This window comes from Massilia endophytica (assembly GCF_021165955.1).
GTDB lineage: Bacteria > Pseudomonadota > Gammaproteobacteria > Burkholderiales > Burkholderiaceae_D > Rugamonas > Rugamonas endophytica.
The window spans coordinates 1628126-1640400 of record NZ_CP088952.1 but is presented as its reverse complement, the minus strand read 5'-3'; the positions used below and the strand labels follow the sequence as shown (position 1 = coordinate 1640400).

The 12275-nt window shown below is 64.9% G+C and carries 15 protein-coding genes; 9 read left to right on the top strand and 6 right to left on the bottom strand.

Features of this window, described 5'->3' with window-relative positions:
* Both LSQ66_RS07415 and LSQ66_RS07410 read right to left on the bottom strand, forming a co-directional pair.
* Nucleotides 1-339, bottom strand: coding sequence for a hypothetical protein (locus LSQ66_RS07415; RefSeq protein WP_231769149.1), 339 nt, complete (start codon nucleotides 337-339; stop codon nucleotides 1-3).
* Between the two features lie 27 nt (nucleotides 340-366).
* Nucleotides 367-2556, bottom strand: coding sequence for a TonB-dependent receptor plug domain-containing protein (locus tag LSQ66_RS07410; protein WP_231769148.1), 2190 nt, complete (start codon nucleotides 2554-2556; stop codon nucleotides 367-369).
* A gap of 132 nt (nucleotides 2557-2688) precedes the next feature.
* On the opposite strand from LSQ66_RS07410, the gene asd reads away from it, so the two are divergent.
* A complete protein-coding gene (gene asd, locus LSQ66_RS07405; protein WP_231769147.1) occupies nucleotides 2689-3540 on the top strand; it encodes an archaetidylserine decarboxylase in 852 nt (283 codons plus the stop codon).
* A gap of 74 nt (nucleotides 3541-3614) precedes the next feature.
* Here asd and LSQ66_RS07400 read toward each other — a convergent pair whose 3' ends face one another.
* Nucleotides 3615-4541 (bottom strand): LysR family transcriptional regulator, encoded by a 927-nt coding sequence (locus tag LSQ66_RS07400; RefSeq protein WP_231769146.1) that lies wholly within the window; start codon nucleotides 4539-4541, stop codon nucleotides 3615-3617.
* Nucleotides 4542-4653: 112 nt separating this feature from the next.
* On the opposite strand from LSQ66_RS07400, the gene LSQ66_RS07395 reads away from it, so the two are divergent.
* The 4 genes from LSQ66_RS07395 to LSQ66_RS07380 are packed head-to-tail and all read left to right on the top strand — an operon-like array spanning nucleotide 4654 to nucleotide 7219.
* Complete coding sequence (locus LSQ66_RS07395) at nucleotides 4654-5253, top strand: FMN-dependent NADH-azoreductase (protein ID WP_231769145.1); 600 nt, start codon at nucleotides 4654-4656, stop codon at nucleotides 5251-5253.
* A 30-nt stretch (nucleotides 5254-5283) separates the two neighbouring features.
* Nucleotides 5284-6180 carry a pirin family protein gene (locus LSQ66_RS07390; protein ID WP_231769144.1) on the top strand — a complete coding sequence of 299 codons (897 nt, stop codon included), beginning with the start codon at nucleotides 5284-5286 and terminating at the stop codon, nucleotides 6178-6180.
* A 53-nt stretch (nucleotides 6181-6233) separates the two neighbouring features.
* Nucleotides 6234-6698 (top strand): hypothetical protein, encoded by a 465-nt coding sequence (locus tag LSQ66_RS07385; RefSeq protein ID WP_231769143.1) that lies wholly within the window; start codon nucleotides 6234-6236, stop codon nucleotides 6696-6698.
* Nucleotides 6698-7219, top strand: a complete 522-nt coding sequence (locus tag LSQ66_RS07380; protein WP_231769142.1) for an NUDIX hydrolase — start codon at nucleotides 6698-6700, stop codon at nucleotides 7217-7219. Before LSQ66_RS07385 ends, LSQ66_RS07380 begins: the two co-directional genes overlap by 1 nt.
* Here the strand turns inward: LSQ66_RS07380 and LSQ66_RS07375 are convergent.
* Both LSQ66_RS07375 and LSQ66_RS07370 read right to left on the bottom strand, forming a co-directional pair.
* Nucleotides 7201-7800, bottom strand: coding sequence for a hypothetical protein (locus LSQ66_RS07375; RefSeq protein WP_231769141.1), 600 nt, complete (start codon nucleotides 7798-7800; stop codon nucleotides 7201-7203). The two genes, LSQ66_RS07380 and LSQ66_RS07375, sit on opposite strands and share 19 nt — an antisense overlap.
* Entirely contained in the window at nucleotides 7745-8992 is a 1248-nt protein-coding gene (locus LSQ66_RS07370; RefSeq protein WP_231769140.1) for an acyltransferase family protein, read from the bottom strand. Before LSQ66_RS07370 ends, LSQ66_RS07375 begins: the two co-directional genes overlap by 56 nt.
* 70 nt (nucleotides 8993-9062) lie before the next feature.
* On the opposite strand from LSQ66_RS07370, the gene LSQ66_RS07365 reads away from it, so the two are divergent.
* A complete protein-coding gene (locus tag LSQ66_RS07365; RefSeq protein ID WP_231769139.1) occupies nucleotides 9063-10022 on the top strand; it encodes a M14 family metallopeptidase in 960 nt (319 codons plus the stop codon).
* Between the two features lies 1 nt (nucleotide 10023).
* Here LSQ66_RS07365 and sugE read toward each other — a convergent pair whose 3' ends face one another.
* A complete protein-coding gene (gene sugE / locus LSQ66_RS07360) occupies nucleotides 10024-10344 on the bottom strand; it encodes a quaternary ammonium compound efflux SMR transporter SugE (RefSeq protein WP_231769138.1) in 321 nt (106 codons plus the stop codon).
* 49 nt (nucleotides 10345-10393) lie between these two features.
* On the opposite strand from sugE, the gene LSQ66_RS07355 reads away from it, so the two are divergent.
* The 3 genes from LSQ66_RS07355 to LSQ66_RS07345 all read left to right on the top strand — a co-directional run bounded on the left by LSQ66_RS07355 (nucleotide 10394) and on the right by LSQ66_RS07345 (nucleotide 12223).
* Nucleotides 10394-10753 (top strand): DUF1304 domain-containing protein, encoded by a 360-nt coding sequence (locus LSQ66_RS07355; RefSeq protein WP_231769137.1) that lies wholly within the window; start codon nucleotides 10394-10396, stop codon nucleotides 10751-10753.
* A 78-nt stretch (nucleotides 10754-10831) separates the two neighbouring features.
* The gene (locus LSQ66_RS07350; RefSeq protein WP_231769136.1) at nucleotides 10832-11140 is read left to right on the top strand and encodes an ArsR/SmtB family transcription factor; all 309 of its coding nucleotides are present in this window, start codon (nucleotides 10832-10834) and stop codon (nucleotides 11138-11140) included.
* Between the two features lie 27 nt (nucleotides 11141-11167).
* Nucleotides 11168-12223: an alkene reductase gene (locus LSQ66_RS07345; RefSeq protein WP_231769135.1), complete on the top strand. Its 1056-nt coding sequence runs from the start codon at nucleotides 11168-11170 to the stop codon at nucleotides 12221-12223.
* Nucleotides 12224-12275 lie beyond the last annotated feature (52 nt).

The window sequence follows — 12275 nt, the reverse complement described above, 5'->3', positions numbered from 1 at the left end:
TCAGGCCTTGGCGGAAGCCTGGGCTTCCAGTGCGTCGCGCAGGGCGCGGATGGTGTCGTGCAGCTGCAGGTTCTCGGCGCGGTGCGCGGCTGCGGACTGCTGCAGCGCCTCGGTCTTTTCCAGGGTGACGCGCTCCAGTTCCGAACGCAGCGCGACGATGGTGTCGCGCAGCTGGCCGATCTCGCCCTGCGCGGCAGAGATGGCGTCCTGCACCAGGCGCTGGCGTTCCGCATGCACCGCCTCCAGCTCGCCACGCAGTGCGATCACGGTGCGCTGAAGATCGCGCACCTCGGCCAGGGCCTGGTTCAGGATGTCATTGGACGCATGCGTTTCGCTCATGCGCGAATGATATCACCTGTTATGCAATCAGAAACGCATTTCGAGCGTGGCGCGGGTGGTCACGTAGCCCGGCAAGACCGCCGTGCGGCGCAGCGTGCCGCTGTCGTCCGTGTAGGCCGAGTCGCTGATGAAGTCCTGGGTCAGCAGGTTCGATACGGCCACGCGCAGCTGGAGCTTGGGATCGAACTTCCACAGCGCGTAGGCTTCGAGGTCGCGCCGCACCGACTGGTAGGCCGACTGCTTGTCGCTGATGCGCACATGGCCGCCGTTCTTGAAGGCGTAGCTGCTGCCCAGGGTCAGCTTGCCGTCCTTGCTCTTGTAGTCCGCCGCCAGGGTGGCCGAGAACGGCACCTGCTGGTCCAGGCGATTGTCCGGGCCGGGCACGGAGTCGACCTTCGACCAGTTGCGGTTGGCGCTCGCGCGCAGGTCCACGGATGGCGCATCGCTCATGATGGCGCTGAGCGGGAACTTCGCTTCCAGTTCGATGCTGCGCGTGGTGGCGCGGCCTTCGTTGACCGGCATGGAGACCCAGCGGTCGCCTTCCTTGACCACGCCCTGGCGCGTATAGCCGCTGATGCGCCGCATCGAGGCGCTGGCGCTCAGGAGGGCGTTCTGCGCCCAGTAGTGCTCATACGAGGCGTCGATGCCCGAGGCCAGCTCCGGCTTCAGGTCCGGATTGCCGCGGCGGTCCGGGTCGGTCTGGCTGTTGTTACTGGAGGTGAAGCGGCGCGGAATCAGGTTCGAGGCGGGCGGCGCCTTGTAGGTGCGGGTGAGGGCCAGGCGCAGCTGGTCCTTGCTGTTGGGGAGCTTGTACAGGGTCTGGGCGATGGGGCTCCAGACGCTGTTGTTCTGTTTGATGCGCTCGAAGGTGCTGCCCTCGCTCTCGGTGAACAGGCCCTCCCAGCGCAGGCCCGCGTACATGGACCAGCGCGGAGTGATGTTCCACTCGTCCTGGCCATAGAAGGCCATGCGGCTCACCTTCGCGTCGTAGCCCTCGTCCGAATTCTCGGGATGGCTGCCGGGCAGGTTCACGTCGCGCTGGATGCGCGAGTCGTCGCGCCAGGCGATGCCGCCGTCCCAGCCCATGGCCAGGGCGTGGTCCGGAATCAGGGGCGTGGAGTATTTCCCGGTACTGGAGAAGCCGTGTTCCGTGGTCTTGCTCAGCACCGTACTGTCGCGCCGCAGCGCGCCCAGGTCGTAGCCGAACTGGTGCCAGTAGCCCGTGTTGCGCAGGGCATTGAGGCCGATCTTGGTATCGAGCTTGCCGCCGCCCGCCAGCTTGTGCACCCAGTTCAGGTCCGTACGCACAAAGGCGTTATGGTTCGAGAAGTCCGTATCCATCACCTGGTAGGTGGGCCGCTTGCCTACCGGCGTATCGATCACGGCATCGCTGGCGCCATCGAAGCGGTTGAAGTTGATGAAGGATTGCGAAGTGAGGGTGTCGCCGCCAGCGAGGTTCCAGTTCAGGCGCGGCGAGATATTGACGCCTTGGGGACGGCCATGGTCGGTCTGCCGGGTGTCACGCTGCATCTGCAGCGCACCGGAAGGGTCGACCAGGGTTTCGTGAACGGGGGACTGGCGGTCGAAGATTCCCTTGAACAGGTTGGCGCCGATCGAGTAGGACATCTGGCCCACCTTGTCCGATACCTGCAGGCTGGCGAAGGGCGTGAACTGCTCGTGGCTCTTGCCCGCACTGAGTTTGAGCTCGCGCTGGCCGGTCTTGATGGCCTTTTTCAGCACGATATTGATGGTGCCCGCAATGGACTGGGTGCTGAACTCGGCGCTGGCGGCGCGCAGGACTTCGATGCGCTCGATCACGTCCGGCGACAGGCTGTCGATGGAAAAACCGGCGGGTGCACGTTCGCCGTTCAACAGGATCTGCGTGTAGCCGCTGCCCAGGCCACGCATGCGGATGTCGCCGCCGCCCCGCCCTCCTCCGCCCACGGTCACACCCGGGACGCGCTTGAGCACATCGCTGATGGACTGGTCGCCATAGCGCACGATCTCCTCGTTGGAGATCACGATCTTGCTGGCCGTGTCGTCGCGGCGCGGGTCGTAGGCTTCGGTGGAGCCCTTCACTTCCACTTTCTGCATCGGTCCCTGCTTGGGTTCCGGCTTGGTCTTTTCTTCGGGCTGGACAGTCTGGGCGTGAGCGGCGCAGGCGGCAGCCACGGCGGCGGCAGCCAGGGTGAGGCGTAAAACAGTGTTGCGAGGCATGGCGAACTTCTTCGAGTTGGTCAAGGACAGGCATTGTCCCTTAATTCCAGGAAAAATTATCAGTTTTCTAGAAATTTTTTTCTAGACGTGGGGACGCCCTATAATGCCGATTCGTCCATAGAGAGGAAAACAATGTCCGACCGCCTTGCCGTACTGCCGCAGTACCTGCTCCCCAAGGGTGCGCTGACCAATTTCGCGGGCCGCGTGGCCGGAGCGAAAGGCGGCGCCATGACGACCCGCCTGATCCGCTGGTTCGTGGGCAAGTACGACGTGAACATGGACGAGGCGGAGAATCCGGACATTGCGAGCTACCACAGCTTCAACGAATTCTTCACGCGCGCCCTGAAGCCGGGCGCCCGTCCGCTGGCCGATGCCGACCTGGTGTGCCCGGTGGACGGCCGCATCAGCCAGTTCGGCGCCATCGACGACGACCAGATCTTCCAGGCCAAGGGCCACAAGTTCAGCACCACCGCGCTGGTGGGCGGCGATCGCACGCTGGCGGACCAGTTCCAGCACGGCAGCTTCGCCAACCTGTATCTCAGCCCGCGCGACTATCACCGCATCCACATGCCCTGCGACGGCAAGCTGACCCGCATGATCTATATTCCGGGCGACCTGTTTTCCGTGAACCCGACGACAGCGCGCGGCATTCCCGGCCTGTTCGCGCGCAACGAGCGCGTGGTGTGCGTGTTCGACACGGCCTTCGGTCCCTTCGTGATGACGCTGGTGGGCGCGACGATTGTGGGCAGCATGGCGACCGTATGGCATGGCGTGGTCAACCCGCCGCGCCAGCCGCAGATCGCCGAGTGGACCTATGCGGACAAGAATATCGTGCTGAAAAAAGGCGAGGAGCTGGGCCGCTTCCTGCTCGGCTCCACCGTCGTGATGCTCTTCCCCAAGGACACGCTGCAGTTCAACCCCGCCTGGCAGCCCGCCGGTCCCGTGCGCCTGGGCGAGATGATGGCGGACCTCAAGCCTGCTTGAGCGGCATCGGCACCTGAAGCTGCGCAGGCAAGCCAGGCGCCAATCGTCATCGTTATCCAGCCCACTGCGCTCGCTCAGCCGCCCAGGCCCTGAGCGCGCTTGCGGCTGCGCTCGTAGTTTGCTTCCAGCATGTCGAGGAAGACCCGCGTTTTCGCGGGCATGAGGCGCCTGCCGGGGAAGACCGCCCAGCCTGTCACGGCCGGGAAACTCCATTCCGGCAGCACGCGCACCAGCGCGCCCACTTTCACCAGCGGTCCCGAAAAGCGGTCCGTGCAGCTGGCGATGCCGATGCCGGTCTGCGCCATGCGGGCCAGCAGCTCGGGTGAGTTGCCCGTCAACCGCACCGGCACATCCCGCTCCCATGCCTGCTTGCCCCGTTCCAGCCTCCAGCTGGTGAGGCCGTCGTGGGAGCGGCTCAGGCTGAGCAAATCGTGGCGGAACAGGTCGTCCGGATGCTCGGGCAGGCCGCGCCGCGCGATATAGCTGGGCGACGCAAAGAGCGCCCAGTGGCTGAAGGCGACCGCGCGCGCGGCCAGGGAGGCATCGTCCGGCAGGGAGGTGCCCATACGGATGGCGAGGTCGAATCCTTCGGCCAGCAGGTCCACCCGGCGCGGGGAAAGGTCGAGCTCAAGGGTCACCGCCGGGTGTTTCGCCATGAAGTCCGGCAGCATGCCCGCCAGCTCCAGGTTGGCGAAATCGGCCGGCATGGACACGCGCAGCAGGCCGTTCGGCGCCTGCTGGCGGTGCTGGGCCAGCGCCTCGGCCGCTTCCGTTTCCTCCGCCACCTTGCGCGCATGGGCCAGCAGGCTGGCGCCCAGCTCCGTGAGCACCAGCTTGCGCGTGGTCCGCTGCAGCAGGCGTTCGCCCAGTTGCGATTCCAGCAGGGAGAGGCGGCGCGAGACCGTCGATTTGGGCAGCTGCACCTTGTCCGCCGCCTGGCTGAAGCTGCCGCACTCGACAATACGGGCGAACAGCAGCAGGTCCGAAGGATCGATATCCATATTATTGTTCCACCAGTGGATTAATCTAATCCATTTTACCGGCTTTTTCTCCTATTTTGGAACGAGTAAAGTGAACCCATCGCAACACTTAACCCAATACAGGAGCAAAACCATGAACATTCTGCAGATCAACTCCAGCGCCCGCAGCACCGGTTCCGAATCCACCCGCCTGGCCGACGCCATCGTGGCCAAAGTCAGCGCCGGCCTGAGCGATGTGAAGCTGGTGCGCCGCGACCTGGCTGCCGAACCGCACCCCGTGCTGGACGAAACCGCCCTGCAAGCCCTGTTCACCCCGGCCGCCCAGCGCACCCCGGAACAGGCGGCCCGCGTGGCGCTGGACGATGCACTGATCGCCCAGGTGCAGGCGGCGGACGTGATCGTGATCGGCGCCCCGATGTACAACTTTGGCATCACCGTGCAGCTGAAAAGCTGGTTCGACGCGATTGCCCGCGCCGGCGTCACCTTCAAGTACGGCTCCACCGGCCCCGTGGGCCTGCTAACCGGGAAAAAGGTCTACGTGGCGGTGACCCGGGGCGGCCTGCACAAGGATGCGCCGAGCGACACCCAGCTGCCGCACCTGAAAACCTTCCTGAACTTCGTGGGACTGAGTGATGTACAGTTCGTGTTCTCGGAAGGCCATGGCATGGGCCCGGACGCAGTGGCGAAAGCACGCGCCGAAGCCGACGAACAAATCAACGCAGTGCTGGTCTGAATTCAGGCCAGCTGGAAAAGGAGAACGAGCATGGCAACCATTCAAACCGTCGCAGCGAGCGGCCAGCTTGCCTCGCCGCGCAGTGTCGAACGCATCATCCACGGCCAGTCCGTGATGGATGGGGCGGGCGTGAAGATCAACCGAGTGCTGACCCAGCCGCTGCAGCGCCGCCTCGATCCTTTCCTGATGCTGGATAACTTCGGCTCGGACGAAGCCAACGACTACATCGCTGGCTTCCCCGACCATCCGCACCGGGGCTTCGAGACCGTGACCTATATGCTGACGGGCCGCATGCGCCACCGCGACAGCGCAGGCAACGAAGGCCTGCTGGAGAACGGCGGCGTGCAGTGGATGACGGCGGGCCGCGGCGTGATCCACTCGGAGATGCCGGAACAGGAAGCGGGCCTGATGGAAGGCTTCCAGCTCTGGCTTAACCTCCCGGCGAAGGACAAGATGCGCAAGCCCTGGTACAAGGATTTCAAGTCGAACGAGATCCCGGTCTTCCAGACGCCTGAAGGCGCCACGGTTCGCGTGATTGCAGGAGAAAGCCACGGCGTGGAAGGCGCGGTGCAGCGCGAAGTGACGGAGCCCGTGTACCTGGACGTGGAACTGCCCGCAGGGGCCCGCTTCAGCCAGCGCCTGCCTGCCGGGCACAATGCTTTCCTCTACACCTACCGCGGCGAGGTAAGCATGGGCGGCAAGGCGGTTCCGGCACGCAGTATGGCGATTCTGGCCAACAGCGCCGAGGCGGACGGCGTGCAGGTGGAGGCGGCGGAATCCAGCCGCTTTATCCTGATCGCGGGCCATCCGCTGAATGAGCCGATTGCGCAGTACGGCCCGTTCGTGATGAACACGCAGGAGGAGATTTACCAGGCGGTGAACGACTTCCGCGCGGGCCTGCTGGGCGAAGAGGCGCAAGCCAGCTAAGGGGAAGAGGACAGGCGCCCGCGCCTGTCCTCCGCCCGCGTTACAATGCGGGTATGACTCTTATTGCCCTGCTCCGGCGCGCGAGCCGCGCGCTGGGTTTCGATACCGCCGATTCCTTCCCGCCCGGCCATCCCCACGCGCGCACGCGCTGGAACGCCGCTTACTTCGACATTGCATCCGACGTGAAGCCGGACGAGATCGAGCGCCGCCTGTGCGACGCCATCGCCAACACGCCGCTGGTGTTCGCCCATATCACCAATCCCACGCCCCGCATGCAGCGCGCCCTCTTCGGCGTGATCGAGCAGCGCCTGCGCCACCGCCACCAGCGCGAGGCCGCGCTGCTGGCCGCGCTGCTGATCAATGCCTACCGCAGCCGCGACATCGTGGAGGCCATGCCGGGCATGCGCGCCGCCATCGAGGCGACGGCCAATGAGGAACCGGGCGTTCGCATCGAGGCCGTGCTGGACTTCCTCGGCAGCGTACAGTCCCCCTTTGACGTCATCGAAATGCGCCAGTAATGGAAATGCTCCTGAAACTGGTACACCCGACGGTCCACAGCACCGAGGGGCGCGGCTTGCGGCGCGACGCCGTCCGCGCGGTGATCATGCACGGCGACGATATCCTGCTGCTCTACACCCGCCGCTACGACGACTACAGCTTGCCGGGCGGGGGCCTGGACGACGGCGAGGAGATGCTCGACGGCCTGCGCCGCGAACTGGCCGAGGAAACTGGCGCGCAGGACGTGCGCGTGGCGGATGCCATCGGCTATATCGACGAATACCGCCCGAGCCCCGAGCCGGGCTATGACCATCTCTTCATGCGCTCCCATATCTACCGCTGCGAGGCAAGCCGCGTCCTGGGCGCGGCGCAGATGGAGCACTACGAAATCAGCAACGGCATGGCGCCCGAATGGGTGGACCTGGACGCCGCCGCCGCGCATAACGAGGCTGTTATTGCGCGGCGGGATGCGGGCATGGGCATGTCCATCATCCGCGAGACCTGGACGCTGAACTACCTGCGTCAGTTGCGGGGGCGGTAGCTCAGGTTCTCGCGGTAGCGCAGAAGCTCGGTGCGCACATTGCGCACCATGCGCGCGGGCGGCGCCACCTCGGGCAGCTCGGCCGCTGCACCAAAGCTCGCGGCAGCGCGCATCAGCACATATTGCGGCGCCTGGCCGCCGATCTGCAGCCGGTACCAGGTATAACGCTTTCCTGCGCCGGCCTTGCGCCACTGCTCGCCCAGTGCTTCCTCGAAGGCCACTTGCTGGCCAGGCTCGATCTCGTAGGTGCTCATTGCCAGGAAGGGCGAGGTGTCAGGCAAAGGGGCGCCAGCGCTGACGCTGTCCAGGCGCTTGTAGATGCCGTGGCTCAGAAAGTCCGCATGCGGCGTGACGTTGAGGGCATTGTCCGCGCTGTCGGCGGCTGGCTGGACGGCGGCGTCGAAGTTCGCCATGGCGTGGCCGAAAGTGCCGTCCATGAACTGACCGAGGCGGCTGCCCAGCACGAAGGACCAGCCGTACCAGGTCCAGGTGTCCTGGGCCTTGCGATGCCACTCCAGGTGGCGCTCATACCCCTTCTCGAACTCGGCGTTCTGGCCCGGCTTGGGGCTGATCACCACCATCCTCGCGTACGGGCCCTCCTGCTGCGCCTGCGCCAGCGGCGACGCGATCATCGCTGCCGCTGCTGCGGCCATCCACTTCCTCATACATTCTCCTTGCGCTGTTTGTCGGTACAAAACGCTCACGCAGTCTCATGAACGGCGTTTCGACGAGAATGTACAACAAAAAGCCCGCGAGTACCGAGGCAGCGATCAGCAGGCCGATAACGAGGGGGCCGTCCGCAGCCCACCCGAAGTGGCGTTCGAAGTGCCGCGCGAGGATGATGCACAGCTGCTTGTGCGTGAGATAGATGGCATATGACCACAGCGCGATGCTGGCAGCGCCCGGGACGCGGATGCGCGCCAGCAGCGAGCCGGGACTGAGCGCCGCCAGCAGCAGCATGCCGAAACCAAGGCCCAGCAAGGGATAGCCGAACACGGTCTGGCCGAAGCCGAAATGGCCGTCCAGGAAGTACCAGCAAGCCGAGGCCGTGACGGCAAGGCCGCCCGCAAACATGGTATTGCCCATCGAGGTGAGGCGTTTCCATGCCACGGCGTGATGGTTCTTGAGCAGCGCCAGCGTGACGCCCACGATCAGTTCATCGAAACGCGCCCAGGTGGCGTAGTAGATATCCGTGTAGGCGCGCGCATTGCCATCGGCTGGAGGCTGCAAATCCTGCCATGCCAGCGCGCGCAGGACCATGCCTGCCGCCAGGCTCGCGGCGATAATGCACCAGCCAAGGCGCAGCGGCGCACGCATCAGCGCCACCAGCAGCACGACGGCGGGCAGCAGCAGGTAGAACTGCTCCTCCACGCACAGCGACCATGCATGCGAGAAGCGCGTGCCCGGAATCAGTTCGAAATTGAGCGTGAAGGTCCAGTACTTCCACCAGGGCGCATGCGGGGCGGTGCCCGCGAAGAGCGGCCAGAAGGCGTAAAGCGCGAGCACGACATAGTAATTGGGCAGTGTGCGCAGCAGGCGGCGCGCATAGAAGTTCCTGAGCGAGAAGCCGCCCTCGCGCAGGCCCGCGAAGATCTGGTTGCCGATCAGGTAGCCGGAGAGCGCGAAGAACAGGTCCACGCCCATCCAACCCAGTTCGCTGAAGACGCCGAAGGTGGGCTCGTTGGTCACGAAGCCCATGTAGTGGTTGGCGAACACCAGCATGATGGCGAGCGCGCGAAGGGTATCGAGGCCGTGGATGCGTTGTGACTTCATTCCCGCATTTTACCTGTGGTCATGCGGAATGCCGCTAGAATACTGGCACCGTTTTCCACCGAGGACCAGCATGACCGCCGCAAGCGAACTCCATTTCAAATCCGTCAATTACACCGGCCAGGGCAAAGGGCCGCGCCTGATCGTCATGGGTGCGGTGCACGGCAACGAAACGGCGGGCACCAAGGGCATTACGCGCGTGATGGAGATGCTGGACAAGGGCGAGCTGCGCATCCTGAACGGCAGCGTGACCTTTGTGCCGGTGGCGAATCCCCTGGCCTACGCCAAGGGCGAGCGCGCGGGCGAGCGTAACCTGAACCGCAATCTCTTCCCGAACGAGCATCCGCAGGACTTCGAGGACCGCATCGCCAACTGGCTGTGCCCTCTTCTCGCCGCACACGATGTGCTGCTGGACCTGCACTCCTTCAATGCACAGAGCCAGCCCTTCGTGATGGTGGGCCCGCGCAATAACGACGGTCCGCTGGAGCCCTTCAAGCACGAGGAAGAGGAACGCGCGCTGGCGCGCATCCTGGGCGTGAAGCGTTTCGTGGATGGCTGGCTGCGCACCTATGGCGACGGCGTGCAGCGCCGCATGCGCGGCAGCGCCGAACTGCAGACGGTGCTGCGCTACGGCGTGGGCACCACGGAATACATGCGCACCACGGGCGGCTATGCGCTGACGCTGGAGTGCGGCCAGCACGCCGACCCGCAGGCGCCGGAAGTGGCGTACCGCGCCATCATGAATACGCTGGCGCATCTGGGCCTGATCGATGCGCCGAAACCGCAGCCGGTGCCGCGCGAGGAGATGGAGGCGCTGAGCATGGTGGAGGTGCACGACAAGCTGCACGACGACGATCATTTCAGCCGCAGCTGGGCGAGCTTCGACCGCGTGAAGGAAGGCGAAGAGATCGGCCGCCGCGCGGACGGCACGCCGGTAACGGCGCCGTTCGACGCCATCATCCTCTTCCCGGACACGGGCGCGAAGGCCAACAACGAGTGGTATTACCTGGCGCGGGTGAACGCCGCGTTCTGACTTAGTGCGGCGACAGTAGTTTCAGGCCTGCGATACCCGCCACGATCATCGCAATGCAGACCAGCCGCAGCACGCCGGCTGGTTCGTTCATCACCAGGATGCCGTAAATGACTGTGCCGACGGTGCCAATGCCGGTCCACACCGCATAGGCGGTGCCCAGCGGCAGCGTGCGCAGGGCCAGGCCGAGCAGGCCCACGCTCGCGGCCATGGCGGCCAGCGTCAATACGGTGGGAAGCGGTTTGGTGAAGCCGTCGGTGAACTTGAGGCCGACCGCCCAGGCGACTTCGAGCAGTCCGGCAAGGAAAAGAATGATCCAAGGCATGATGACGGCAGTATATCATTGCCCTGATATCAATTCTGGAGAGACCCTTATGCTGGTATTGGCTCAGATCGTCATCGGCCTGGTGTTGCTGATTCACGTCTATATCGTGCTGCTGGAAACGGTGCTGTTCGATACGCGCGGGCGCCGCGTGTTCGGGCTGAGCGCCGAGAAGGCGGCCATTGTCAAACCGGCCATGTCGAACCAGGGCTGCTACAACGGCTTCCTGGCCGCCGCCCTGGCGGTCAGTTTCCTTCATCCCAACCACGATGTGGCCCATTCCTTCGCCGTCTACGGCCTGCTGTGCGTGGCGGTGGCCGGAATCTGGGGCGGCGTGACGGTAAGCCGCCGCATCATCTTCGTCCAGAGCGTGCCAGCGCTGCTGGGCCTGCTACTGCTCTATCTCGCCTGATTTCAGTTTTCATGTGGTCCGCTGCAGGACTTGTTTTTATATCGTAGAATCCCAATGTATAAATCGGAAGTTACCGATATGACCAATTCGATCGACATCGACGCCATCCACAAGGCCCTCGCCAACCCCGTCCGCCGGCAGATTCTCTGCTGGCTGAAGGAGCCGGAGGCCCACTTTTCGGAGCAGACGCATCCGCTCTCGATGGGGGTGTGCGCCGGGCTGATCGACCGCCGCAGCGGCCTGTCGCAGTCCACCGTGTCCGGGCACCTCGCCGTGCTGGCCAAGGCCGGCCTGGTGACGACGCAGCGGGCCGGTCAATGGACCTTCTTCAAGCGTAACGAAGAAGTGATCCGCGCGTATCTCGACTACATGAATGCCAGCCTCTAGCTGGCCTAACTGAATGAAGGAATTACCATGGCAAACCTGTTCGATCCCCTTACCGTCGGCGCAATCACTCTGAAGAACCGCGTCGTGATGGCTCCCCTCACCCGCTCCCGCGCCATCGGCAAAGGCCGCGTGCCCAACGCGCTCATGGCCGAGTACTACGCGCAGCGCGCCAGCGCGGGCCTGATCCTGAGCGAAGCGACCTCGGTCACGCCGCAGGGGGTGGGCTATGAGAATACGCCCGGCATCTGGTCGGACGAACAGGTGGAAGGCTGGAAGCTGATTACCGAGGCCGTGCATGCCAAGGGCGGCAAGATCTTCCTGCAGCTGTGGCACGTGGGCCGCATCTCCGACCCGAGCCTGCTGAATGGCGACAAGCCCGTGGCCCCGAGCGCGGTGACGCCGAAGGGCAATGTCAGCCTGCTGCGTCCGGTCCGTCCCTATGTCGAGCCGCGCGCGCTGGCGCTGGCCGAGATTCCCGGTGTCGTGGCCGCCTACCGCAAGGGCGCGGAGAACGCGAAGAAGGCCGGTTTCGATGGCGTGGAGATCCACGGCGCCAATGGCTACCTGCTCGACCAGTTCCTGCAGGACAGCACCAACCAGCGTAGCGATGCCTACGGCGGTTCCATCGAAAACCGTGCGCGCCTGATGCTGGAAGTGACGGATGCCGTGATCGAGGTGTGGGGCGCCGACCGCGTGGGCATGCACCTGGCGCCGCGCCGCGACTCGCACGACATGGGCGACTCTACGCCGGCCGAGACCTTCGGCTATGTGGCGCGCGAGCTGGGCAAGCGCAAGATCGCCTTTATCGCGGCGCGCGAGGCGGTGGGCGACGACAGCCTCGGTCCGCTGCTGAAGGAAGCGTTCGGCGGCATTTACATCGCCAACGAAAAATTCACGCTGGAGCAGGCGCAGCAGGCACTGGCGGACGGCCGCGCGGACGCCATCGCCTGGGGCAAGGACTTCATCGCCAACCCCGACCTGCCCGAACGCCTGCAGCAAGGCGCGCCGCTGAATCCACAGCGCAGCGAATACTTCTACGGCGGCGGCGCACAGGGCTACACCGACTACCCCGCCCTCGCCTAAAGCCGAAAGATGAGCCCGTGTCCACTTTTGGGGTCTGACCCCAGGGTTGGAC